General features: G+C 58.8%; 18 protein-coding genes. 13 read left to right on the top strand and 5 right to left on the bottom strand.

What is annotated here, in order from left to right; translation table 11 throughout:
* Positions 1 to 248 precede the first annotated feature (248 nt).
* The 3 genes from lon to AB1S50_RS02360 all read left to right on the top strand — a co-directional run bounded on the left by lon (position 249) and on the right by AB1S50_RS02360 (position 5,157).
* Entirely contained in the window at positions 249 to 2,651 is a 2,403-nt protein-coding gene (gene lon / locus AB1S50_RS02370) for an endopeptidase La (RefSeq protein ID WP_367148781.1), read from the top strand.
* A 250-nt stretch (positions 2,652 to 2,901) separates the two neighbouring features.
* A complete protein-coding gene (locus tag AB1S50_RS02365) occupies positions 2,902 to 3,174 on the top strand; it encodes an HU family DNA-binding protein (RefSeq protein ID WP_367148780.1) in 273 nt (90 codons plus the stop codon).
* A 105-nt stretch (positions 3,175 to 3,279) separates the two neighbouring features.
* Complete coding sequence (locus AB1S50_RS02360) at positions 3,280 to 5,157, top strand: SurA N-terminal domain-containing protein (protein ID WP_367148778.1); 1,878 nt, start codon at positions 3,280 to 3,282, stop codon at positions 5,155 to 5,157.
* Positions 5,158 to 5,214: 57 nt separating this feature from the next.
* Here AB1S50_RS02360 and AB1S50_RS02355 read toward each other — a convergent pair whose 3' ends face one another.
* Together AB1S50_RS02355 and gloB are read right to left on the bottom strand one after the other, a co-directional pair.
* Positions 5,215 to 6,765, bottom strand: coding sequence for a LysM peptidoglycan-binding domain-containing protein (locus tag AB1S50_RS02355; protein ID WP_367148777.1), 1,551 nt, complete (start codon positions 6,763 to 6,765; stop codon positions 5,215 to 5,217).
* A 201-nt stretch (positions 6,766 to 6,966) separates the two neighbouring features.
* Complete coding sequence (gene gloB / locus AB1S50_RS02350) at positions 6,967 to 7,737, bottom strand: hydroxyacylglutathione hydrolase (RefSeq protein ID WP_367148776.1); 771 nt, start codon at positions 7,735 to 7,737, stop codon at positions 6,967 to 6,969.
* A gap of 163 nt (positions 7,738 to 7,900) precedes the next feature.
* On the opposite strand from gloB, the gene AB1S50_RS02345 reads away from it, so the two are divergent.
* Genes AB1S50_RS02345 through dnaQ form a run of 3 tightly spaced genes read left to right on the top strand, consistent with a single transcriptional unit; the run spans position 7,901 to position 9,901 of the window.
* A complete protein-coding gene (locus AB1S50_RS02345) occupies positions 7,901 to 8,683 on the top strand; it encodes a class I SAM-dependent methyltransferase (protein ID WP_367148775.1) in 783 nt (260 codons plus the stop codon).
* A gap of 49 nt (positions 8,684 to 8,732) precedes the next feature.
* Positions 8,733 to 9,170 (top strand): ribonuclease HI, encoded by a 438-nt coding sequence (rnhA, locus tag AB1S50_RS02340; protein ID WP_367148774.1) that lies wholly within the window; start codon positions 8,733 to 8,735, stop codon positions 9,168 to 9,170.
* Positions 9,171 to 9,172: 2 nt separating this feature from the next.
* On the top strand, positions 9,173 to 9,901 hold the full coding sequence (gene dnaQ, locus AB1S50_RS02335; RefSeq protein ID WP_367148773.1) for a DNA polymerase III subunit epsilon: 729 nt from the start codon (positions 9,173 to 9,175) through the stop codon (positions 9,899 to 9,901).
* 183 nt (positions 9,902 to 10,084) lie between these two features.
* Here the strand turns inward: dnaQ and nhaB are convergent, their stop codons facing one another.
* The gene (nhaB, locus tag AB1S50_RS02330; protein ID WP_367148772.1) at positions 10,085 to 11,620 is read right to left on the bottom strand and encodes a sodium/proton antiporter NhaB; all 1,536 of its coding nucleotides are present in this window, start codon (positions 11,618 to 11,620) and stop codon (positions 10,085 to 10,087) included.
* A 402-nt stretch (positions 11,621 to 12,022) separates the two neighbouring features.
* Between nhaB and AB1S50_RS02325 the strand changes: the two genes are divergently transcribed.
* The 7 genes from AB1S50_RS02325 (at position 12,023) to AB1S50_RS02295 (ending at position 19,743) form a co-directional block, all read left to right on the top strand.
* On the top strand, positions 12,023 to 13,723 hold the full coding sequence (locus tag AB1S50_RS02325; RefSeq protein WP_367148771.1) for a hypothetical protein: 1,701 nt from the start codon (positions 12,023 to 12,025) through the stop codon (positions 13,721 to 13,723).
* Positions 13,724 to 13,735: 12 nt separating this feature from the next.
* A complete protein-coding gene (nudC, locus tag AB1S50_RS02320) occupies positions 13,736 to 14,560 on the top strand; it encodes an NAD(+) diphosphatase (protein WP_367148770.1) in 825 nt (274 codons plus the stop codon).
* A gap of 4 nt (positions 14,561 to 14,564) precedes the next feature.
* Positions 14,565 to 15,215 (top strand): cation/multidrug efflux pump, encoded by a 651-nt coding sequence (locus AB1S50_RS02315; protein WP_367148769.1) that lies wholly within the window; start codon positions 14,565 to 14,567, stop codon positions 15,213 to 15,215.
* Positions 15,216 to 15,267: 52 nt separating this feature from the next.
* Positions 15,268 to 16,452: a protease SohB gene (sohB, locus tag AB1S50_RS02310; protein WP_367148768.1), complete on the top strand. Its 1,185-nt coding sequence runs from the start codon at positions 15,268 to 15,270 to the stop codon at positions 16,450 to 16,452.
* A 187-nt stretch (positions 16,453 to 16,639) separates the two neighbouring features.
* A complete protein-coding gene (locus AB1S50_RS02305; protein WP_367148767.1) occupies positions 16,640 to 17,689 on the top strand; it encodes a YhdH/YhfP family quinone oxidoreductase in 1,050 nt (349 codons plus the stop codon).
* A gap of 115 nt (positions 17,690 to 17,804) precedes the next feature.
* Positions 17,805 to 19,070, top strand: coding sequence for a patatin-like phospholipase family protein (locus AB1S50_RS02300; RefSeq protein WP_367148765.1), 1,266 nt, complete (start codon positions 17,805 to 17,807; stop codon positions 19,068 to 19,070).
* Complete coding sequence (locus AB1S50_RS02295) at positions 19,051 to 19,743, top strand: DUF4919 domain-containing protein (protein ID WP_367148764.1); 693 nt, start codon at positions 19,051 to 19,053, stop codon at positions 19,741 to 19,743. Before AB1S50_RS02300 ends, AB1S50_RS02295 begins: the two co-directional genes overlap by 20 nt.
* Before the next feature lie 197 nt (positions 19,744 to 19,940).
* On the opposite strand, the gene AB1S50_RS02290 is transcribed toward AB1S50_RS02295, so the two are convergent.
* Positions 19,941 to 22,157 carry an ATP-dependent helicase gene (locus AB1S50_RS02290; protein ID WP_367148763.1) on the bottom strand — a complete coding sequence of 739 codons (2,217 nt, stop codon included), beginning with the start codon at positions 22,155 to 22,157 and terminating at the stop codon, positions 19,941 to 19,943.
* Between the two features lie 63 nt (positions 22,158 to 22,220).
* Positions 22,221 to 23,960, bottom strand: a complete 1,740-nt coding sequence (locus tag AB1S50_RS02285; protein WP_367148762.1) for a SulP family inorganic anion transporter — start codon at positions 23,958 to 23,960, stop codon at positions 22,221 to 22,223.
* Positions 23,961 to 24,026 lie beyond the last annotated feature (66 nt).

Raw genomic sequence — 24,026 nt, 5'->3', positions numbered from 1 at the left:
AGTAACACCTGACAAATTTTCGCCCGGCAGCGGTTTCCCGGGCGACCTCCCCAATGTGGTACCCCGGGGTCGACTTTGGTCAAATTCCGGGTCGGTACCGCCGGACGGAGAGGTTAGACTTGTATTTCACGGGCGCACCCCTATCTATAGGTGGTGGAAAGCAATCAGCCTGTGGCTGAAGTGCGCAAAAACCGCGCAGAATCCCGCGATAATACTTATCCCCCTGTTTTTGGGCCGAGAGGAGTTCTATGGATCAGCCATCCGCCCCCAAGTTTGAATATCCGCTGCTACCGCTGCGCGATGTCGTTGTTTACCCGCATATGGTGATCCCCTTGTTCGTTGGTAGGGAAAAGTCTATCGATGCGCTGGAGGAGGCGATGCGCAACGACAAGCAGGTGCTGCTTGTGGCGCAGCGTCAGGCATCGGAGGATGATCCGAGTGCCGAAGACATATATCGGGTTGGCACAGTTGCCAGTGTGCTGCAGCTGCTAAAGCTTCCCGACGGCACTGTCAAAGTGCTGGTAGAGGGCAGTCGACGGGTGCATATCCTCGAAGTGATGGAAGGTGACGGGCACTACCGCGCCACTGTAGAGCCCATGGAAACCGAGGATATCCCGGAAGCCGAGGCGGAAGCGCTGGTTCGTTCGGCCATGACGCAGTTCGAGCAATACGTCTCGGCGAGCAAAAAGGTGCCCAACGAGGTCATCACCTCTCTGTCCGGAATAGACGAACCGGGACGGCTCGCGGACACTATCGCTGCGCACATGTCGCTGGACCTGCAGCAAAAGCAGGAGTTGTTGGAGACGGCCAGCGTGAAGCAGCGTCTCGAGCATCTGCTCGGGCTGATGGATTCGGAAATTGACCTGATCCAGGTCGAAAAACGAATCCGCGGGCGTGTGAAAAAGCAGATGGAGAAAAGCCAGCGCGAATATTATTTGAATGAGCAGATGAAAGCCATTCAGAAGGAACTCGGTGAAATTACCGAGGAGCCAAATGAAATCGAAGAGCTGGAAAAGAAAATTACCGATTCCGGTATGTCTTCCGAAGCGGAAAAGAAGACTCGCACCGAGCTGGGCAAGCTGAAGATGATGTCACCGATGTCCGCAGAGGCATCGGTGTTGCGCAGTTACATCGACTGGATGCTGAACGTCCCGTGGAAAAAGGCCAGTCGGGTACGTCACGACTTGAAAAAAGCCGAGGAAATTCTCAACAAGGACCACTACGGTTTGGAGGAAGTGAAGGAAAGAATCCTCGAATACCTGGCGGTGCAGAAAAGGGTTAAGAAGGTCAAGGGGCCGATTTTGTGTCTGGTGGGACCTCCCGGTGTCGGCAAGACCTCGCTCGGCCAGTCTATCGCCCGCGCCACTAACCGAAAGTATGTGCGCATGGCCCTGGGAGGCGTGCGCGACGAGGCGGAAATTCGGGGGCACAGGCGCACCTATATCGGTTCCCTGCCAGGCAAGCTGATCCAGAAAATTTCCAAGGCTGGGGTAAAAAACCCCCTGTTCCTGTTGGATGAAGTGGACAAAATGGGTATGGACCACAGGGGCGACCCCGCATCCGCATTGTTGGAGGTGCTGGACCCCGAGCAGAATAAATCGTTTAACGATCATTACCTGGAAGTGGACTATGACCTGTCCGACGTGATGTTCGTGTGCACTTCCAATTCCATGAATATACCCGGCCCTCTGCTGGACCGCATGGAAGTGATACGTATCCCCGGTTATACCGAGGATGAGAAGCGCAATATCGCCCAGCGGTATCTGGTGCCCAAGCAGCGCAAGGCGAACGGCCTGAAAGACGATGAACTGGTTTTATCGGATGATACAGTGCGCGACATAGTGCGTTACTACACCCGCGAGGCAGGTGTTCGAGGGCTGGACCGGGAGATCGCCAAAATCTGCCGCAAGGTAGTGACAGAGCATGTGCGCAACGCCACCGGATCCAAGGCGGTGGTGCAGCCGGACCAGTTGGAGTCCCTGCTCGGGGTGCGGAAGTTCGACTATGGCCGGGCCGAGGAGGAAAATAAAATCGGCCAGGTTACCGGTTTGGCCTGGACGGAGGTTGGCGGCGAGCTGCTGACTATTGAGGCATCTGCGGTACAGGGTAAAGGGCGTGTCATTAAAACCGGCTCTTTGGGAGACGTAATGCAGGAGTCGATCCAGGCCGCCCTCACTGTAGTGCGCACCCGGGCTCAATCTCTGGGCGTGGCACCGGACTTTACTGACACCAAAGACATTCATATTCATGTGCCAGAGGGCGCCACACCCAAAGATGGCCCCTCGGCGGGGATTGCCATGTGTACAGCCCTGGCATCGGTACTCACCGGCATTCCGGTGCGTGCCGATGTGGCCATGACCGGGGAAATTACTCTGCGGGGCGAAGTCCTGCGCATTGGCGGGCTAAAGGAGAAGCTTCTCGCAGCGCATCGGGGCGGTATAAAAACTGTGCTGATCCCCGCTGACAATGAGCGTGACTTAAAAGATATTCCGGATAATATCCAACAGGATTTGGTGATCAAACCGGTAACCTGGATTGATCAGGTACTTGGCCTGGCCCTGGAGCACAAGCCCCGCTCCCTGTCGGATGAGGAGTACCTGGCGCTGCAGAAGAAGGCGGAGGAGCGTTCCCAGTCGCTCCAACACCATTGACATTGCGGCGTCGCCCGGGGCGTTGGTGCAACTTAGGTTAAAAAGTAGCCTTTCAGGCATTTGTGGCCGGTTAGACCGCGCTAAACTGCCCGGAACCCCGCATGGTTCCTTGACCGGTTATCGGGCAGTTGGTATAAAGCGGGGCTTATTGGCCTGCACATAAGCCGCCGGCAATTGTAGCCATGAATACAGAGGCGCACAGAGGGGGCGTCTGTTAAATACCTTAAAAGATGATACAGAGGGATTAAGCGTGAATAAGTCCGAACTGATTGAAGCGATTGCCGCGTCAGCAGATATTCCTAAGGCTGCGGCCGGCCGTGCCCTGGAGGCAATGACGGATAGCATCACTGATGCGCTCAAAAAGGGTGATCAGGTGGCTCTGGTGGGTTTCGGCACCTTCGTAGTCAAAGAGCGTGCGGCCCGTACCGGTCGCAATCCACGCACCGGCGATCCTATCGAAATCGCGGCGGCAAAAATCCCGAGTTTTAAGGCCGGAAAGGCACTGAAAGACGCGGTAAACTAAGAAGCCTCGATTTCGAAACAATCAAAGCTTCAAAGAGGCGTATCTCTCGGATGCGCCTTTTTTATATCTGGTAGGCAAAAGTAACAGCTAAATTCGGAGCTCAGCATGCTTCAGTCCATGCGTGACAACCTGAAAGGCACTGCCGCGATCATAGTAGCCGGTTTTTTCGGTTTTATTATGGTAATCGGCGGTATTGATTTCTTCACCGGTGCAAGTGGCGGATACGCCGACAAGGTGGCTGAAGTCAACGACGAGAAAATAAGTAATCTGGATCTGCAGCGCGCGATTCAAAATCGCCGCAATTTGATCATGAGTCAGTATGGAGAAAATGTACCGGCGGATTTGCTCAGTGACGAGCAGTTGCGCGATCCGGTGTTACAGCAATTGATCAGCAGTGCGGTAATGCGCCAGGCTGCGCAGAAGAGTGGCATGGTGATGAGTGCGGCGGCGGTCGATCAGGAAACCGTGCAGATTCCCGCATTTCAAATCAACGGCAGGTTCGATCCACAAACCTTCCGCGACGCTCTGCGCCGGATGGGATACAGCCCGGCCAGTTTTCGCCAGATTATCGAACGGGATATAGTGCTGCAACAGTATGCGGACAGTATTGCGGACAGTGCTTTTGCCACACGCCGGGATGCGGAGCAGGTGGTAACCATATCCATGGAAGAGCGTGACTTTGATTACGCAATTCTGCCGGTACAGCCTCTTGTGGACCAGGCTTCGGTAACCGAGGAAGAGGTCGAACAGTACTACCAGGATAACCAAGCTCAGTTTCAGCGCCCCGAGCAGGTAGCAATCGAATATATAGAGTTAAAGCCGGAGCTGTTTGCCAGCGGTATAGATGTTTCTCCCGAGGACGTGCGGGCACAGTACGAGCAGGAAGTAGCAAATCTCCAGACCCAGGTTCGCCGTCGGGCAGCGCACATTTTGTTGGAAGACGCCGCTCAGGATAAAGTCGATGAGGTTCAGGCGAGGCTGGATGCCGGTGAGGATTTCGCAGAATTGGCGAAAGAGCTGTCCGATGACCTGGGCTCGAGTGAAGAGGGGGGCGACCTCGGTTTCACCTCTGGAGATGTATTTCCGCAGAACTTTGAAGAGGCACTGGCCAAACTGGAAGTGGGGCAGGTGTCAGGTCCAGTGATCACCGACAGCGGCACCCACTTTATCAAATTGCTTGAAGTAGAGGATGCGGAGATTCCCAGTTTCGAGGAGCGGCAAGGGGCAATTGCGGAGCAGCTTCGCAATGCGGCCGCCGAGCGGGAATTCGTGGTTACCCTGGGACGCCTCACAGACTTGGCATACAATGCGGAAACCCTGGCCGGACCGGCAGAGGAACTTGGTGTGCCGCTGCAGACCAGCGAGCTTTTCGCGCGAGAGGGTGGTAGTGGAATAGTGGCCAATGAGCAGGTGGTGGCCGCGGCCTTCTCTCCGGAAGTGATGGAGGATGGCAATACCTCAGACGTGTTGAATCTCACCGAGAACCACGCAGTGGTACTGCGAGTGACGCAGCACCAGCCGGCGGGTGTGTTTCCCCTACCGGAGGTTCGCACTCAGATCACGGATCGACTCAAGCGGGACAAGGCCAGCGCGCAGTTGGCCGAGCGTGCCAAGACTCTGGAGCAGGAAGTCGCGACGGGAACCGATTTTGCGGAGCTGGCCAAAGACAACGAACTGACGCTGGAAACCAGTGACAAGACCCGGCGCGGTGGCTTTGGCCAACGCGGCGAGATTATCACCAAGGCATTTGCATTGCCGGCACCGTCGGATGGTGATTTGACCACCGTGTTTGCCACTGACGGTGGCGATCAGGTGCTGCTGCGACTGCGCAAGGTCCGCCCGGGAGATTTTGCCAGTCAGAGTGTAGAGCAGCGCCGCGCGCTGCTGCAGCAACTGGGTTCCCTGTCCGGCAATGCGGAGTTGGTGGCGGTGCGGAAGCACTTGGCCGATGAAGCCGATATAGAGATTTTTGAGGCCAACTAGCGGGTCTTGCAGTTTCGCACCAAAACCCGGCACTGGCCGGGTTTTGGTGTCTTTCGGTCAGCCGCTGGCAGCCGTATCGACAAACAGAGTAAGCCGCTGGCCCGGTTGCAGATAGCTGGACTTGTTGAGTTTATTCCAGCGCAGTATATCGCTTATCTTCAGGCTGAATTTTTGTGCTATGCGGTACAGAGAATCCCCGCTGCGCACATGGTAGGAAATCTTGCGGGTAGTGCGGCTGTCGCCGCCATTGCTATAGGTGACCAGGCTGCGGCCCGGGCGCAAGGTGTCGCCCGGCGCCATACTGTTCCAATTGGCGAGATCACTGACGCTGACGCGCAGAGAGCGGGAAATCTCCCAGAGGGTGTCTCCCGGGCGCACGGTATAGCTGCCCTTTTTACCCTGACTCGCTGAGCGTTGATTCCCGACCCTTCGATCCAGTGTGTAGGCAAACTGGGCATCTGGTCCTGCGGCACTGGGAATCAGCAGGGTTTTGCCCGCGCGGATATTATTGCTGCGCAGTTTGTTGGCCTCGCGAATAGCGGCTACCGTGGTTTCATATCTCCGCGCAATGGTCGAAAGGGTATCACCCCGCGCAATGTTGTAGCGCTGCCAGGTCACGCGCTGGTCCAGCGGCAGCTCGGTGAGCGCCAGTTCCATTTTCTCGCGCTTGTCTGCCGGCACCAGTAGGCGGTGGCTGCCATTGGGATCCGTAGCCCAGCGGTTATAGCCGGGGTTCAGCAGATAAAGCTCTTCCACTTCTATGTCGGCAAGCCTGGCCGCCTGGGCCATGTCAATCTGGCTGCCCACATCGACTGCGGCATAGTAGGGTTCATTGGCTATGTCATACAGCTTCACGCCATAGTATTCCGGCTTGGAGACTACTTCAGCCAGTGCTAGCAATTGCGGCACATAGCGCTGGGTTTCCCGCGGCAGCTTCAGATCCCAGAAGCCGGTACCCATATTGCGACGTGCATTGCGCTCTCTGGCCCGGCGAACCGTGCCTTCCCCGGCGTTGTACGCCGCCAGGACCAATTCCCAGTCGCCGTCGAAGCGCGCGGACAGATAGGAAAAATACTGGATGGCGGCACGGGTGGATTCGTGGACATCCCGACGCCCGTCATACCACCAGTTCTGCTGCAGCCCGAAAGAGCGTCCCGTGGCGGGAATAAACTGCCACATGCCGGAAGCGCGGGCGTGGGAGAACGCAAAGGGGTCATAGGCGCTCTCCACGATGGGCAGCAGGGCGAGCTCCATAGGCATGTTCGCCTGCTCAAGTTGCTCCACCACATGGAAAATGTAGCGTCGGGAGCGCTCGGTAACCCTGGCCATATAGCCCTCATTGCGCGCGAAATAGGCAATGTAGTCCTGTACCTTGGGGTTCTCGAGATGTCGCTCCAAATGGAATTCACGGCGCAGCCGGTCCCAGATATCAACCGGGGCCGGTGCTGTTTGTATCTCGGGGGGGGGATCGACCGGTTTGTCGCCCACAGCGGCTAAAGGATCGTCCTGGAGAGGCTGTTCCCCGGGCGCTGTGCTTTGGTTTTGTACTTGCGCACAAGCACCCACCGCCGCTGCCAGCACGGCAACGGCTAACTTCTTGTGAACCATTCTTGTTTCCGCGACTTGTTCTTGTACTGGATTCCCGCTCAGTGACTAATCACTTTGAGTTAAAACTGAGCTCTTTTCTATAATAAATTGATTCTAAAGGCTTCTCTCGAACAAGGTCAATCCAGTTTGGGTATTTTTTGCCCAGGCGGGCCTGTCTCTCTCCGTCTAGCCCTGGGGCAGGTGGGTCAGTTGCGCCATCGGTCAAAAGTTGTCTTTCCAGCTGCGCAGCCTGGCGAATACCTCCACTTCCTCCGGCTCGGCGGCTGCGCTCTGCCCGGTGGCGCGTCGGGCTATGGCGGCGATGTGGCAGCGGAGAAAAGGGTTGGTGGCGAGCTCCTCGCCGATAGTAGAGGGGAGCGTGGGCTTGTTTTTTGCGCGGAGGTCCTCCACCTCGGCGATGCGGTCCAGGACGACTGTATTGCCGGGTTCCGCCGCCGCGGCAAAGCGCAAATTGGCCAGGGTATACTCGTGCGCACAATAGACCCGGGTCGCCGGCGGCAGCCCGCTGAGTTTGCGCAGTGACCGATACATCTGTTCCGCAGTGCCTTCGAACAGCCGGCCGCATCCCGCCGCGAATAGAGTATCGCCACAAAACAGGTGCAAGAGGGTGCCCCCGTCTGTGGGCTCTTCCAGGATCATGGCCAGATGGTCGAGAGTGTGGCCGGGCACATCTATGACGCTCAGGGGCAGCCCCATAATCTGGCAGCTGTCCCCAGTGCGCAGTGGTTTGGTGACGCCGGGGATACCATCTGGCCCATAGACCGGGCAGTGGTAGCGGGCCACCAGTTCTGCTATGCCGCCGGTGTGGTCGAAGTGATGGTGTGTGACCAAAATCCCGTTCAGGGAAGCTCCTGCCAGTGCCGACGCTACCGGCTGTGCATCCCCCGGGTCGACCACCCAGTGCTCGCCGTCCCGTTCGAGATGCCAAATATAGTTGTCGCTGAAGGCCCCAATGGGTGAGATTGTCAGCATTTTATCCGCCCGCTACCCTAGTGGGGCAAAGATACCATAAGGTGGGCGCGACAAAGTGATTGCGCGCGGTCGGGGCGCGGTATTTTCGGCAACCGTGCCCCCTAAAACCAAAGCCTGTAAATTGCGGGCGTTGTTCGCAGCGGCACCGGTAACGGGAGAAACTATGGCCGGCAAGTCAATTCTGGGTCCCCGCAGGGAGCCACCTTCTCTGGCACAGTCGTGTGAGCGGCTCGAACGGTGGTTTGGGAGCTGCCTTGGGGAGGAGATTCTCACACAGCAGTTGGCGCTGGCAGAGCCCGTCGTGGAGCGGCTGTTTGGCTACCATTTGCTCCAGGCGGGGGTCTCGAGCAAAGTGGACTTCGCGGCCTGTAGTCGCATCAATCACCGTTTTCGGTTGGGTAGCAGTGAGAAGCAGGGTGGCGCTGCGGTGGCGGACTTCGAGCAGCTGCCGCTGCCCAGCGAGTCGGTTGATGTGGTGATTCTGCACCATTTGCTGGATTTTTCCCCGCACCCACATCAGCTGCTGCGGGAGGCCGCAAGAGTGATGATTCCCGGTGGGCATATGGTCCTGATCGGCTTCAACCCCTTCTCCCTGCTGGGGTTGTCCCGGCTGTTGTTTTCCAGCGGGGCTTACCAGGTCGGCAATCAGCTGCGGGCGGCGCGTGTCGCCGACTGGATGACGCTGCTGGATTTACAGGCCTGCAGTATCGAAAGGGGGTTCTTTCGCCTGCCCCTGCAGCACCGGGAACTTCTCGCCAATACCTCCTGGATGGAAGCTGTGGGGGCCCGCTGGCGCTTGCCTTGGGGGGGCTTTTACCTCATAGTCGCGCGCAAGGAAGTGGCCAGTATGCGCACCATCAGACTCGATTGGCGCAGCGAACGCAAACCGGTAATGGGCGCAGTACCCACCAGTCTGCGCGTCTCCAAGCGTGAGCGCCGGCAGTAGTCTTCTAGATTCGAGCACCCTTTCGTTACACCCAAAAAAAGTTGTTGAATTGAAACAAGTCACGATATTTACCGATGGCGCCTGCCGGGGCAATCCCGGGCCTGGCGGTTGGGGCGTTCTGTTGAAGTATGGGGACACAGAGCGGGAAATTTACGGTGGGGAGTCCTACACCACCAACAACCGTATGGAGTTGCTGGCCGCGATTGAGGCGCTCGATACGCTCAAGCAGCGCTGCCGCGTGGATTTGCATACGGATTCGCAGTATTTGCGCCAGGGAATCACCAGCTGGATCCACAACTGGAAAAAGAACGGCTGGAAGACAGCCAGCAAGAAATCTGTCAAAAACGCGGATCTGTGGCAGCGGTTGGATCAGAGTGTCGCCGGGCATGATGTTCACTGGCACTGGGTCAAGGGGCATTCCGGACACCCCGGCAATGAGCGGGCCGACCAACTGGCGAATCGCGGCATCGAAGAACTGGAGGGGTGAAGGTGAGACAGGTAGTCTTGGATACAGAAACCACCGGACTGGACCCGAAAACGGGACATAGGGTTATCGAGATTGGCTGTGTGGAACTGGTCAATCGAAAACTGACCGGGCGCCACTACCACCAGTACATCAACCCGGAGCGGGAGGTTGAAGACGGCGCTATCGAGGTACATGGAATTACCAATGAGTTCCTGCAGGACAAGCCCGTATTTGCCCAGATCGCCGATGAATTTATGAGCTTTTGCGAAGGCGCGGAGCTGGTGATCCACAACGCACCCTTCGATGTGGGATTTATTGACTGGGAACTCAAATTGCTCGCCAGCCCGCGCTGGCGGCGCGTGACGGACCATTGCAGTGTCCTCGATACGCTAGCCCTGGCACGGGAAAAGCACCCCGGACAAAAAAACAGTCTGGATGCGCTGTGCAAACGCTATTTCGTCGACAACTCCCAGCGCGATCTGCACGGCGCCCTGCTCGATGCGGAAATCCTCGCCGATGTATTTCTGCTGATGACGGGGGGCCAGACGGGCCTTGCACTGACCCAGGACGGAGATATCCGCGGCGATGAGGGTGCAAGGGGCCTGGAGGCGGAGTCTGCCGCGGGTCCCGTGCGCAGACTGGCTGGCGACCGCCAGCCACTTCCGGTGGTATCGGCAACAGCGGAAGAGCTGGAGGGACATCAGACCATGTTGAATTTGCTCGAGAAAACCGCCGGCAAACACTTTTGGTAGGGGCCGTGGGCCGGGGTGTACCGCGCCCGGCAGGGGTTTTCGCAGGCCTTTGAAAAGGTGTGCGCTTCCGCGGGATATACGCAGGCTTTCAAGGGCGACAATCCGGTCTATGGGGGATCATCTATCGGATTGCAGGGCAAATTAAAAAGGGCAGTATCCGCTGCCCTTTTTCTTGGTTAATGGTTAAAGCACTGACACGACACAGGTGAATGCCACGGCTGTGAGCACCAGGGTATAGGGCAGAGCCATGATCACCATGCGTCCATAGGACAGCCTGATCAGGGGTGCCAGGGCGGAGGTGAGCAGGAACAGGAAGGCCGCCTGGCCATTTGGTGTGGCGACACTGGGTAGATTGGTGCCGGTATTGATGGCCACCGCCAGCTTGTCGAAGTGTTCACGGGTGATGTCGCCCGCGGTCAGGGCCGCTTCCACTTCGTTGATATAAACCGTGGCCACGAATACGTTGTCGCTGATCATGGACAGAATACCGTTGGCGAGAAACAGCATTCCGGGCTGCTGTTGCGGTTCAAGCCCCAAGACAAAGAGGGTGACCGGTTCGAACAGGTGTTGTTCGTGAATGACGGCAACGATAGCGAAGAATACAACCAGTAGAGCGGTAAAGGGCAGCGCCTCTTCAAAGGCGTGGCCGATGCGGGCCTCCTGCACAACCCCGGTGAAGGCGGTCAGCAGGACAATAATCATCAGGCCGATGATCCCCACCTCGGCCACGTGAAAGGCCAGCGCCAGAACCAGTACCACGGCTACGATTCCCTGGGCCCACAGCTCGGCAATGTCCCTTGGGGTTCGCCGCTGTTCCTGTTCCCGATTGTATATCACCAAAACTTCGCGAACGGCGGTGGGAAGCTTGGCTCCGTAGCCGCAGATTCCCAGTTTTTCCAGCAGCCCGCAGGTGATCAGGCCGGCAATAAAGGCGGGAATAGTGACCGGCGCCATGATGGTGAAAAACGGCAAAAATTCCCAGCCTGCCTTCTCCGCGATCAACAGGTTTTGTGGTTCACCCACCAGGGTGCAGACACCACCCAGCGCTGTACCCACGGCACCGTGCATGATGAGACTGCGCAGAAATGCGCGGAACTGATCCAGGTCTTCGCGATGGTACTCCACCACATGGTCATCGGTGGAGTGGTCGTGGTCGTGATGGTGATGGGGGCGGTTGCTGGCGACACGATGATAGACTGAGTAAAATCCCACCGCTACGGCAATCAGAACCGCGGTTACCGTCAGGGCGTCGAGAAATGCAGATAGAATTGCTGCCACACTGCAAAACAGCAGTGACAGCAGTGTTTTGGAACGAATATTGATTAAAATTTTGGTGAACACAAAAAGCAGCAGGCTCTTCATAAAGTAGATGCCGGCCACCATAAACATCAGCAGCAAAATCACCTTAAAATTGTCGGTGATTTCAAAATAGACAGCATCGGCTGAAGTCATCCCCATCAGCACCGCTTCAATGGCCAGCAGTCCCCCGGGTTGCAGCGGATAACACTTCAGGGCCATTGCCAGAGTGAAAATAAACTCGCCAATCAGAACCCAACCGGTGACAAAGGGCGTGCTCACATAGAGCAGCAGAGGGTTGACGATCAGGAAGAGGGCGATTACCAGCTTGTACCAGTCCGGTGCCTCGCCGAGGAAATTTTCTGTAAATGCGCGGCTGAGGCCGCTACCGGTTGCGGCCACCGCATTGTTATATGTAGTCATTCTCACTTCCTCGGTTGTTTTTCGACCCCTCTCCCGGGGCCCTGCCAAGTCGATTTCACGATGGCTGCGGCGGTCGCAGAGTTAGCATTCAGTACGCATCGCCGGTGAGCCCTGGGGCAGCAGTAGTAGCCGCATTGTGCCACGCATAGGGGGAAGCTGCCCACCTGGGGGCTTCCCGGAGTATGCCGGCGGGTAATGAACGCTACCCAGTTCCCGGGAAAATTCAAGTGCTGTGGCCATTGTCTCCATGTCAACCGCGGAATTGTCGATTACTTGGTGGAATATCTGGATATAAAGCTGGATTCTTTGTGGGTTTAGGATAGATTGCTCATACGTCGGCCAAACCTGTAAGTTTTGGTCATTTATTGTTCGTTTGTGACATTTTATTGCAGTGGTGAAGCAGTGACCCAAGCGCGAGAGATTAACCTTACCTCGGTCAGTCTGGTCAAAGACGAGTTGGCGGCTACCCTTGATGCAGCGGCGTCCCACCTGGACCAGTTTGCCGCCGACCGGGTGAATGAGCAGGCCATTGACCAGTGCCTGGCGATGTTGCGGCAAGCCGGTGGGGCACTGCAACTGGTGCAGCTGAGAGGCGGGGAGCTGTTGGCTCAGGAGATGCTGGCGGCGCTGCTCGAAGTACAGCAGGGCCGGCAGGAAGTGGTTGCAGAGCTGTTGGATAGCCTGGGCACCAGTTTTTACGTATTGTCCCGCTACCTCGAAGTCGTGCAGAGCCGGGCTGTCGCCCGCCCGGAGCTGCTGATACCCTACATCAACAATCTGCGTCTTGCGCGCGGCCACTCGCCGGTGTCCGAAAGCCACTTTTTTCATTGTCGCCTGGATGCCAATGTCCCCGGAGTCGCCTCCTCAGCGGTGATGCCGGAGGAGCTCAATTCTTTTCTGCGCCGGTTTCGCCATATGTATCAACTGGGGCTGCTGGCGCTGTTGCAGGGTAAACCCCTGAAGCCCGCCTTTACCATGATGGCGCGGGCCCTGCAGCGGGTGGCAAGCGTCTCTGCCGGCCGCCCCAACGGCAAACTCTGGGCCCTGGCCGGGGAGGCTCTGGGTGCCATGGCAGTGCGGGAAATGCGTCCCAATCGCTCCCGTATCATGGTGTTCAGTATGCTGGACCGGAGTTTGCGGGCCCTGCAGAAGCAGGGGGACAGTGCCCTGGATCAGCCGTCGCCACCGGTGCTGGTCAGGGAGTGTCTGTACTGGGTGGCCCTGGCGGGGCCCGGTGGGCAGGGTGATCAAATCCTGGAAGCCTTTGCGGTGCAGCCTCTCGGCTACAACGACGAGGAATTGGAGCGTGAAAGGGCCAGCCTGGGTGGCCCCGGGGCCACGGCGATCAATGCAGTGGCCAAGGCTCTGGAAGAGGAACTGGCCGGCGTGCGCCGCATGCTGGATGATGCCGAATCGCTTTCGGTGGTGGATGACCTGGGGGGAGACAGCGGTCTCATCGGCAGCCTGCAGCGCATTGCCGGGACCATGCAGCTGCTCAATTTCAAGCGATTGTCCGACGGCTTGCGGGCGGCTCTAATGGAATTTCGCCAGGGCGGTGATGGTGGGGGGCAGATCCCGCCGGCGGTACTGCAGCGGTTGACCGGCCAGGTGCTGCAGGTGGACAGCGCCGTTCGGGTGCTGCGCCAGAGCGCCAGTATCGACCTGGACGAGTACGGCCACGCGGATATCTCACTGCAGGGCAGCCAGCTGGCAGAAGCCGAGCAGGCGGTGCTGCGCGAAGCGGAGGCGGGCCTGTCAATGATCAAGCGCGCGCTCGCTTCCTACGCGGAATCCGAGTTTGACCACGGCCATATCCGCAATGTGCCGACCACCCTGAACACACTGCGGGGCGGTCTGCTGGCACTGGGGCTGAGTCGGGCTGCCGCCGTGGTCGAGCGGCTGATGGCTTTCGTGGAGACGGTGATGGAAAGGCGCGATGTGGCACCGGAGCTGGAGCAATCTCTGGATGTGTTTGCGGACGCCATCATCAGCCTGGAATACTATCTGGGCGAACTCAAGCTGAATCGCCAAGCGGATGTCCAGTCCCTCAATCTGGCGGTCGAGAGCCTGGCGGTACTGGGCTATCCGGTAGAGGTCGCCTGATTGGAGCCCAAATTGAACGAGGTTTTTGTCCCCGCCGCGAAAGTGCGCCCCGAGCCACCTTTTGCCCGTCATATCTTTGTGGCGGATGGATGGCTCCTATGTCGCGACGGCGATTTTCTGCACCGGGGCAACCGGTTCCCGGGGGGTGCGATTGGCAGCAGCCACTACCTGGGTGAACTCGGCGGCGAGCCGGTCGGGGTGCACGCCCTGGCCACCCAGGCAGAGGCTCCCGGCTGCGAGTGGCGCGGGCTGCGCAGCCTGCTCGGGCTTGTGGATGAGTCACTTTTTGCCCTGGCGGGACGTGCGGTTCAGGTGGTCAACTGGGACAGCGACCACCGTTTTTGTGGCCGCTGCGGTTCGCCCACGGATTATCACGCCGGTGAGCGCGCCCGCGAGTGCCCCCGCTGTCATCTCACCGTTTACCCGCGTATTTCCCCCTGTGTCATTATGCTGGTGATCAAGGGGGAGAAATGCCTGCTGGCCCGCCATACCCATCACCGCCATCGCCTCTTTACGGCTTTGGCGGGGTTCGTCGAGCCGGGTGAGAGTGCAGAGCAGGCGCTGGTGCGGGAAGTCGCCGAAGAGGTATCCGTGGAAGTGGGGCCGGTGCAGTATGTCGCCAGTCAGTCCTGGCCTTTTCCCGGCCAGTTGATGCTGGGCTACCTGGCGCACTGGGCCGGCGGGGACATCCGCGTGGATGGGGAGGAGATCGCCGAGGCCGATTGGTTTCACTATCGGGCTCTGCCCGAAGTGCCGCCGGCCGAAACGCTGTCCGGGCGGCTGATAAGGACCTTTGCTGAAATTGCGGCTCGCGGGGCCGGTCAACGGGAGTTCTGACACCATGTACATAGCGATTGCGCTGCTTGTTGCCATGCTGGCGCTGCTACTGGTTTTTTGGGGCGGGCGGGTGCTGGTTGGCGGCAGCTGGCTGTTTGGTTTTATTCGTGGGGCCATTGGTCTCGCCCTGTGTGGCGCCGCCTTGATGGTGGTGCTGGTGGCGGCCGATATATACAGTTATCGCAACCTCGCCAAAGAGCAGAGTGTCGGAACCCTGTCGTTTCGCGAAATTGACCCCCAGCATTTTTTGACCAAATTTGCCGATGAGGATGGGTTGATTCGGGAGGTGGAACTCAGGGGGGACCAGTGGCAGCTGGACGCGCGTATACTCAAATGGAAGGGGCCGCTGGCGCGCTGGGGAATTCAACCGGCCTACCGCCTGGACCGTATCAGTGGCCGTTATCTGACACTGCAGGATGAGCGCGTCAAACAGCGAACAGTGCATCAACTGCAGGGCAGCAACTACGGCGTTGATGTGTGGCAATTTCTGCGGCAGGCCGGTGATGGCTTGCCTTTTGTCGATACCGTATACGGCAGTGCGACTTTTGTGCCCATGCGGGACGGTGCGGTTTACGATGTGCGGATCAGCCATGCGGGTTTGTTGGCGCGGCCGCTGAACCAGCAGGCGGAGTCGGCACTGGAGGCATGGCAGTAGCAATAACGCGTTTGGCCGACGGCCAATAAATTGATTCAGAGTGGGAGTCTCAGTGGAATTTATCAGTGAATACGGCCTTTTTCTGGCCAAAGTGGTCACAATGGTAGCGGTGCTTTTGGTTGTCATTGGCTTTGTGGTTGCCAACCGCGAGCATCTGAAGGAGCGGTCCCAGGGGCACATCAGGGTTTCGCATCTCAACGAACGCTATGAGGCGATGAAAGATGCACTGCTGGAAGCGGTGATGGACAAGCGGGAGTTCCACCGCGTCAAAAAGCAGCAGGCCAAGGAGCACAAAGCCGCGGCCAAGGCGTTACAGGACAAGCACAAGGCCAGGCGCAAGCAAAAGCCGGCGCAATCGGTGCGGCGCGCGGACCTCGAAAGTACCGACACCCCGGTGCCGGAGCAGGGCGAGGCTGACGCCGAGGCCGGTGACCAACACACACCGACGAAAGCTGGGGACAGGGGTGACGAAGACGCCAGTCGGGTATTCGTCGCCCATTTCGATGGCGACATCAAAGCCAGCGCACTGTCCCAGTTGCGCGAGGAGATCACTGGCATTCTTCAGGTAGCTGAACCCGCCGACGAGGTGGTTGTTTGTCTGCAAAGTCCCGGTGGCATGGTTGCGAATTACGGGCTGGCCGCCAGCCAGTTGGCGCGAGTGCGCAGTGCGGGAATCAAGCTGACCATCGCCGTCGACACAGTGGCTGCCAGTGGCGGTTATATGATGGCCTGCGTGGCAGACCGTATCATTGCCGCGCCCTTCGCCATGCTTGGGTCCATTGGTGTACTGGCGCAGCTGCCGAACTTTCACCGCCTGCTCAAACGCCACGACGTGGATTTTGAATTGTTCACTGCGGGTGAGTACAAGCGCACTGTCACCATGTTTGGAGAAAACACCGAGGAGGGGCGTGAGAAATTCCAGAGCGATCTGGAAGATATCCATGTGCTGTTTCAGCATTTTGTTGCGGAGTACAGGCCGCAACTGGATGTGGCCAGCGTTGCCACCGGAGAGGTCTGGTTTGGCCAGCGGGCGCTGGAGCTGGGACTGGTCGACGAGCTGAAGACTTCGGATGAATACCTCACCGGCAGGGCCCGCGATGCTGAGTTGTACCTGGTGGAGTACAAGGAAAGGAGAAATATTGCCAAGAAAATGGGCCTGGCGGTGCAAACCGGGGTGGAGGCTGCGCTTGTACGCCTCTTCTCACGCCTGGCCGCCTGGCGCCACCAGGCCCAATAGGTGGCCCGATGATGGGGTAAAGGACAGTACCAGGTTGGCCTAAGTCACTGTCTCGGGTACTGCCGTCAGCTGGCAAAAGCCGGTGCGCTAGTATTGTTACGGAAGTGATCCAAGAGAAACTAAAAGGACCACCTTATTGCGGGCGCGCCAATCGGGATAGGGTTGGGAGGAACGGAGGCCAATCAGTATGAAAACAGGATTTCGTGCGATTCTGGTGGAGGAAGTGGCCCCCGGTAAGTTTGACCAGCGGTTAGTTGAGCGCCAGATACAGGAATTGCCCGACTATCCTTTGCTGGTGGCGGTGTCCCATTCGTCGCTGAACTTCAAAGATGCCCTGTCGGCATATGGTAATCGCGCCGTGACCCGGCATTACCCCCACACCCCGGGCATTGATGCCGCAGGTACCGTGATCAGCGATTCGAGCGGGGTTTTTGCGGCGGGTGACAAAATCCTGGTCACAGGATATGACCTGGGAATGAACACGCCCGGGGGGCACAGTGAATGCATCTGTATCCCTTCGGATTGGGCTCTGCCGCTGCCGGACGGCTTGAGCCTGCGGGAGGCCATGATTCTCGGCACTGCCGGCCTGACCGCTGGCCTGTGCGTGGAAAAGCTGCTGGAGGCCGGTGCCAAACCCGGGGATGGCGAGGTGCTGGTGACCGGTGCCACCGGTGGCGTTGGTTCTATCGCCGTGGCGCTGTTGGCCCATCTGGGATTTCGGGTCGCGGCGGTGACAGGTAAATTGGAATCAACCCAGTATCTGACTGCGCTGGGGGCGCAGAAAGTCCTCGACCGGGAAACCCTTGCCCCCTTTGCCAGCAAGGCGATAGCAAAGCCACTGTGGGCCTGGGCGGTGGATACCGTCGGTGGGGAAACACTTTTCAATGTGGTGAAATCCCTGGCCTACGGGGGCGGCGTGGCGGCCTGTGGCATGGCCGCGGGGGCCCAGTTCCAGGCCAATGTATTCCCGTTTATCCTGCGGGGCATCAGCCTCCTTGGGGTGGAGAGTGTGGAGCTGCCGCTGGCGAAAAAAAGCGCCGTGTGGCAGCGCCTCGCGGGCGACTGGTATATCGGCAGACAGCTGGACCTGATCGCCGAAGACATCTCGCTGGAGCAGGTACCGGAGTTTCTCGCGCGATTGCATCGGGGGCACGGCATCGGCCGCTATGTGGTGGATATGTCCCTGGCCTGTCCGGAGCGCGAACCGCTAGTGTCCAGGCTGACGGCTGAGTCATGATTTTGTGCCGGCGACCCTGTTATGATAGTGGGCCCGGAGGGGGGCGACGGCACCGCGGAGTGCCCCCTGCGAGTGGGGCTGTTACTCTGATGCAAGCCGGTACTGGTTGGATAAATTGACCGCTAATAGAGAGATACCCAAGCTGACCCACAAGTCCAGTGCTCTGGTGCTGTCCGGGGGCGGTGCCCGCGCTGCCTATCAGGCCGGGGTGCTGAAGGCGCTGGCGGAGCTGACACCGGCGGAAAGCCCCAATCCATTCCAGATTATCTGCGGCACCTCCGCGGGTGCCGTAAACGCGCTGTTACTGGCCTCCCATAGGGGTACTTTTCGCGAGGCAGTGGAGCGCCTGTGTGCGCTCTGGGCGGAATTGACCGTAGAGCAGATCTACAACAGCAGCTGGCGCAGTCTGCTGGGCAATGTGCTGTCGATTTCCCGCTCGCTGTTCAACCAGGGGGTGGCGCGACGCAAGCCGCTGGCGCTGTTGGACAACCAGCCGTTACGGCAGTTGATCGACCAAGCGATTGATTTTGGCAGCCTGCGGCAGAATATTGAACAGGGGCGCCTGCGCGCTGTCTGTGTCAATGCCATGTCCTATAGCGCCGGGGAATCCGTCAGTTTTTTCCAGGGGATGGAAGACCTGTGCGAGTGGCGCCGCTTCCGCCGTTACGGTACCCGTACGATATTGACCGCGGACCATTTGATGGCCTCCACCGCCATACCCACGCTCTTCCCCACAGTTAGGATTGGCAACGATTATTTTGGGGACGGAGCTGTGCGCCAATTGGCCCCGATCAGTCCGGCCCTGCATCTGGGCGCCAGCCGGGTGTTCGTCGTGGGGGTGTCCAGCAACCGGTCGCCGGTGCACTGGGGCAAGCGTCGTTCTATGACGCCGAGACATTCGCCGTCGATGGCGCAGATAGCTGGACAGCTGTTCAATGCGGCATTTATCGACAGTCTCGAAGGGGACCTGGAACACCTGGACAGGGTCAACCATTTACTCGACGCTGTGCCGGGGGATGAGTTGTTGCAGCTGGCGCCACTGCGCCCGGTGGAGTCTGCGGTTATAGAGCCCTCTCAGAGCCTGGACCGGTTGGCGGGGCGCAAGGTGCGTTATCTGCCATCGGCGCTGCGCTGGCTGTTCCGTGCCACCGGCGCCACTACTTCGGGCGGAGGCGCTTCGGCAGCCAGTTACCTGTTGTTCGAAAAGCCATTTCTGGGCGAGCTGATGGAATTGGGGTACCAGGATGCCATGTGGGAGCAGGCGAAATTGCGGGATTTTCTGCAGCCGGAAACTGCAGAGCCGGAAACGGAACAGAGAGGCTTTTTTGGCCGTAAAGTAAAACCGGAGGCGGAAACAGGCGATGGTAAGACCCAAGCGTAGAAATTCGATCCTGGCGGGCGCCATGCTTTCGACAGGCCTGCTGCTCGCCGCCTGCAGCAGTAACCCCCCGCGCACTGCGACCGGGGCTGAACAGAGTCCCGCCGCACCGGTTCATGTGAGCGAGTACCACCGTTTGCTGTCGGAGGCGCAGAGGCTTTCGTTCACTCTGAACTTCGATCAGCTGCGTCGGGCGTACGCCCAGTCCACAGAGTACAACCCCTATGGGGGTGTAAGGCTGGAGGGGCTGCCGGAGGCCTATAAGGCGGTGGAGGATGGCGATTACGATGCCTGCCTCAAATATGTGGACCAGGTGCTGTCCGGCAACTTTATGAGTTTGGAAGCGCATATGATCGGCGTGGTCTGTAGTGGCCGCGCTGCGGATCTGCAGCGCGAGGACAGGCATCGCTATATGGTTGACGGCCTTATGGGTTCCATTGAAGCCAGTGGCGATGGCAGGAGTGAGAACAGCGCCTACCGAACCATCACCACCTCCGAGCTGCGGGGTTTCGTGCGCCTCAAAGGGCTCCAGGTGCTCGATCGTTCCATCGTCTACGACCAGTACGGCATCTACGACAAGATGCAGGTGCGGGACCCCGAGTCCGGTGAGGAGTATGCGCTCTTCTTCGACGTCACTGAGCAGTTGGCTTACAGTACAGGTGATGTCCAGCGTTAGTTTCCCCCGTTGAAAAAGCCTTTCCCGGCTTTCCTCAACCCGGGTTTGCGGTGCATGTCCGCAAACCCTCCACGATAAATCGAGCCGTTACACGCTTGACTTGCGACTCGAATATCTCTGTTCGGGACAACAGGCTGTTGAGAATTCCTTTTTCAACAGCCTGTAGATTATCTGCGGCTTGCCCTGGTTTTACTTTCCTATCTTAGATGCCGGGATAGGGCCTGCCAGTCAAAACGACGGATTTTTCGATCACTGAATAGGATTTCCACCCTTTGGTCCTCCCATTTGAGCACCCGCCCTTGACCGAGTTTGCGGTGGCGGATGCCTTCTCCAGGGGCTGGTCGCCGTTGAGCCGGGGGGAGAGCATGAATGTCGGGGCTGTAGTCGCAAGCGTCGAGGTAGCGCAGTACCAGGGGTGTGACCGGATGCGGGCTGTGCAGCTGCCGGGGGCGGGAGCGCAGGCCCTCTTCAATGAGTCCGCAGAGTGGCAGATGCATTTCCTCGATAAACGGCGAAGGTCGCTCCCGCCCGTCGCTCTCTTGTGCTTTGAACGCTGATGTCAGCAGGTATAACTGGCTGCGGGCGCGGGTCATGGCCACGTACATCAATCGCCGCTCGCTTTCCACCTTGGTTGGGGTGGATAAATCCCTTTGCGGCAGATACGGCATATTGTGTTGTGTCAGTGAAGGAATAATTACCTGATCCCACTCGAGGCCTTTGGCCTGGTGCATGGTCGTGATCAGTACGGCATCAGTGCTGGTCTGAACCCCGTCCAAATGCTGTTGCTGCAATTCCTGCAGGTGTGCCAGGGCATCTGCCGGTGATTGCCTGAGACCGTCCAGGTAGCACTGGAAAGCCAGCGCTGTTTGCCGCCGCTCTTCCCCCTGCTGACGGGTAAAACTGTCGGCGGCAATACCATTCAGGTAGTCCAGTTCACCCATATGGCGTCGCAGCAGTTCCCCGGCAAGGCCGCGCCACTGTTCTATTTCCGTCAGCAGCCGTGCCCGCTGGCGCAGCCGTTTCGCCTGCGCCCGGCTGAGACTTTTGGGCAGCGAACCCATAAGATGCCGACCCCAGTCCCCGTCGAGGTGGGCCAGTTGGGCACACAGGGGTTCGAGGACTTTTTTGGCGATCCGCGCATGCGGCGCGGTGAGCCAATCGTAGAGACCCTGCTGGCGGCGTTGGGGCGCTAGTTGGGTGAAGCGGCCTGAGGCGATGTTGAGGCTCCAGAACAGGGCGCGCAATTCGCGGCGGGACAAAACGGTGTTGCGGTTTGCCGAGCGATAGGGAATGCCCCCGGCGAGCAGCGCCAGTTCGATAGGTGCGGCGACCGACCAGAGACGCACGAGAATTGCGACCGATGACAGAGGCAGCCCCTTTTTTTGCCGCCGTCTCAAATGATCCGTCAGCCAGGCCACCTCCCGGTCTGTGCCCACCAGTTCGATGTTTGTACTCGTCTCGTCACTGGCGGAAACACAGAGAATATCCGCGCGTTCGCGGTTGTTCTGGATAAAGTGATTTGCGGCCAGTGACAGGCTGTGGCCATAGCGAAAAGTCCGGCTCAAGTGATAGATTTTTGACAGTGGGAAATCCCCATCGAAATGCCGGAGCAGATAGGCTGGTTTGGAGCCGCGCCATTCGTAGATTGTCTGATCGGGGTCGCCGATGGCGATCACATTAGCGGATTTTCCGTGCAGTACGCGCAACAGGAAGTGCTGTACTTCGTTGATGTCCTGATATTCGTCTACCAGGATGTCCTGGTAGAAGCCGCCGTATTGTTCGGCAATATCGGGGCATAAGCTGAGCAGGAGGGCGGGGTCGTAAATCAGGTCCGCGTAGGTTACCGCCCCCTGGCTGTGACGCCACTGCTCAAAGGTGCGAAAGACCTTGAGAAAATACAGGTGTTCATCCCCGAGCCCCAGCTCCTGAAATGCACTGAGATCGCCGCTCAGCATGGTCTTGGTGTAGTCGATAAACCATTCCGCCGCTTCCATTTCCGCCTGTTTACGGGCGCGGATATCGTCCAGTTCCGCGGGCGGAGCACACTGTTCGATGGCCTTCCAGATCTGCAGCTGGACCGAAGCCTGGGACAGGGGGGTGAGGTTCGCCTGTGCAATCTGCCCTCTGGCGATCATGCGCCGGTAGAGGCGATACCCGAGGCTGTGGAAGGTCTGCACCGCCGGTACCGGGCCGTCGATCAGTTGTCCCAGGCGCTGCTCGAAATCCTCCCGTGCACTGCGGTTGTACATCAGCACCAGCATGTGTTTGGCGGCGGTGCCTTTCCCCAGTCGGTTTTTTACATAGTGCAGCAGAGCGGTGGTTTTACCTGAACCGGCAACGGCAATGATTTTGGCGTGGCCACCGGGGTGATTTGCGATCGCCTGCTGTTCTTCTGTCAGGTGGGAGGAAGACATGGTCTTTGTCGGCCAAATACTGGATATTTTGCCAGTATCCGATGGCTGCGTACAGGGGGCGGCTCAGGTTTGGCCCGCCTGCGGTTCCTGTTGCGTATCCTGGCGCAGTGCCAGTTCAGCGATGTAGGTGGACAGGAAAATCCGCCCCGTCAGTTGGCCCAGCAATTTTGAGCGGCTCAGGCGGTCCAGTACCGGCCCTTTGACCTCGGACAGATGCAGGCAAATATTGCGGCTTTTAAGGTCGCGGTTCACCTGGAACAGGCGCTCCAGGGCGGTTCCGTCAATGCGGTTCACCGAGGACAGAATCAATACCAGATGGCGTATGTCCGGATGGCGTTTCAGCTCACTCAGCAACCGGTCCTCTACTGCACTGATATTGCTGAAGAACAGGCTTTCGTCTATGCGCAGAAAAAGAATCTGCGGCCGGGTTTCCACCGTATGGCGCAGCACATTGCGAAAATGCTCTGTACCGGAAACCCGTCCCACTACAGCGATATGGGGTCGGCTGCTGCGCCAGACCAGGGTGGCGAATGACAGGGCGATACCCAGGCCTATGCCCGCCTCCACACCAAACATCAGTACACCCAGAAAAGTGCCCGCCATGGCCGAGCCATCGGCGTGATCGTAACGCCAGTTGTGCACAAAACCTTTAACATCGATCAGGTTGGCCGCCGTCACAATGATAGTGGCGGCCAGGACACATAGCGGCAGCTGCTCGAAGAGTCCGGTCAAAAACAAGAGGACGAGCACCATGAGCAGGGCTGCCATCACGCCGCTCAGCGGGGTGTGGGCGCCGCCTTCGTCGTTAATGGCGGTGCGGGCGAAACTGCCGGTTACGGCGAATGCCCCGGAAAAGGCGCTGGCGAGATTGGCTGCGCCCAGGCCGAAGAGTTCCGCATTCGGATCCAGCCGTTCACCGCGCCTCTGCGCGATGGCGTGGGCAACCGACAGGCTCTCTGCGAAACCCAGTAGCGCGATAATCAGTGCCGGAAGCAAAAGCTGGTAGGTCAGCCCCCAGTTAATGGCCGGCAGTCCCAACTTGGGCAACCCGGCGGGAATACTGCCGACAACTTCGAGATGTTCATCCCAGTGCAGAAAGTAGGCCAGCGTTATGGCCAGCAGCAACACCAGCATGGGCGCAACGCGGGCCAGCAGCTTCGCGCCTGACTCGTTGAGACCCAGGCGCCGTGCCAGTCGCGCCAGGCCGAGGCGGGCGCAGATCAGCATTGCCACCGCCGTCACACCCACTGTGGCGGTGAAGGGGTTAATCGTCTCCAAGTCGCTTATGGTGACTGAAATCAATTGCACAAGGGTGTTGCCGGAACTCTCCACCCCGAGCAGCGGACCCACCTGGCCGAGGATGATCAGGGTGGCGGCCCCGGAGACAAAACCGTTGATCACGGGGTGGCTGAGGAGATTGGACAGGGCGCCCAGCCGCAATAGCCCCATAGCCAGCAGAAAAACACCGCTGAGCGCCGCCAATAGGATAGTGCCCTCGATATACGCATCGGTGCCGGGCGGGGCGATTGGGGATACTGCCGAGGCGGTCATCAGGGCCAGTACCGCCACGGGTCCCACGGAAAGCACGCTGCTGGTGCCAAACAGCGCATAGCCAATCAGCGGAAAGAGACCTGCATAGAGACCGATATGCGGTGGCAGGCCGGCCAGGGTTCCGTAGGCCAGAGCCTGTGGAACCAGCATCATGGTTGCGATCAGCGCGGCAGTGGCATCGCCGGGCAGCCACTGTCGCCGATAGCTTTTTAACCATTTGGGTAGTAGATAGGTCGCCCGTATCTCTGCCATAGATCCCTGGGATACTTGCTCAAGGTATTTACCCGACCGTCAAAAAGATTGCCGGGCTAATCATTG

It is taken from the genome of Microbulbifer discodermiae (genome assembly GCF_040742695.1).
Lineage (GTDB): Bacteria > Pseudomonadota > Gammaproteobacteria > Pseudomonadales > Cellvibrionaceae > Microbulbifer.
The sequence above is the reverse complement of the archived record's forward strand: the minus strand, read 5'-3'. Positions and strand labels throughout refer to the sequence as shown.

Excerpts from the sequence above, each read along its gene's own strand:
- lon (WP_367148781.1), top strand. The coding sequence starts at position 249 with ATGGATCAGCCATCCGCCCCCAAGTTTGAATATCCGCTGCTACCGCTG.
- AB1S50_RS02360 (WP_367148778.1), top strand. The coding sequence starts at position 3,280 with ATGCTTCAGTCCATGCGTGACAACCTGAAAGGCACTGCCGCGATCATA.
- AB1S50_RS02355 (WP_367148777.1), bottom strand. The coding sequence starts at position 6,765 with ATGGTTCACAAGAAGTTAGCCGTTGCCGTGCTGGCAGCGGCGGTGGGT.
- gloB (WP_367148776.1), bottom strand. The coding sequence starts at position 7,737 with ATGCTGACAATCTCACCCATTGGGGCCTTCAGCGACAACTATATTTGG.
- AB1S50_RS02345 (WP_367148775.1), top strand. The coding sequence starts at position 7,901 with ATGGCCGGCAAGTCAATTCTGGGTCCCCGCAGGGAGCCACCTTCTCTG.
- nhaB (WP_367148772.1), bottom strand. The coding sequence starts at position 11,620 with ATGACTACATATAACAATGCGGTGGCCGCAACCGGTAGCGGCCTCAGC.
- AB1S50_RS02315 (WP_367148769.1), top strand. The coding sequence starts at position 14,565 with ATGTACATAGCGATTGCGCTGCTTGTTGCCATGCTGGCGCTGCTACTG.
- AB1S50_RS02305 (WP_367148767.1), top strand. The coding sequence starts at position 16,640 with ATGAAAACAGGATTTCGTGCGATTCTGGTGGAGGAAGTGGCCCCCGGT.
- AB1S50_RS02295 (WP_367148764.1), top strand. The coding sequence starts at position 19,051 with ATGGTAAGACCCAAGCGTAGAAATTCGATCCTGGCGGGCGCCATGCTT.
- AB1S50_RS02290 (WP_367148763.1), bottom strand. The coding sequence starts at position 22,157 with ATGTCTTCCTCCCACCTGACAGAAGAACAGCAGGCGATCGCAAATCAC.
- AB1S50_RS02285 (WP_367148762.1), bottom strand. The coding sequence starts at position 23,960 with ATGGCAGAGATACGGGCGACCTATCTACTACCCAAATGGTTAAAAAGC.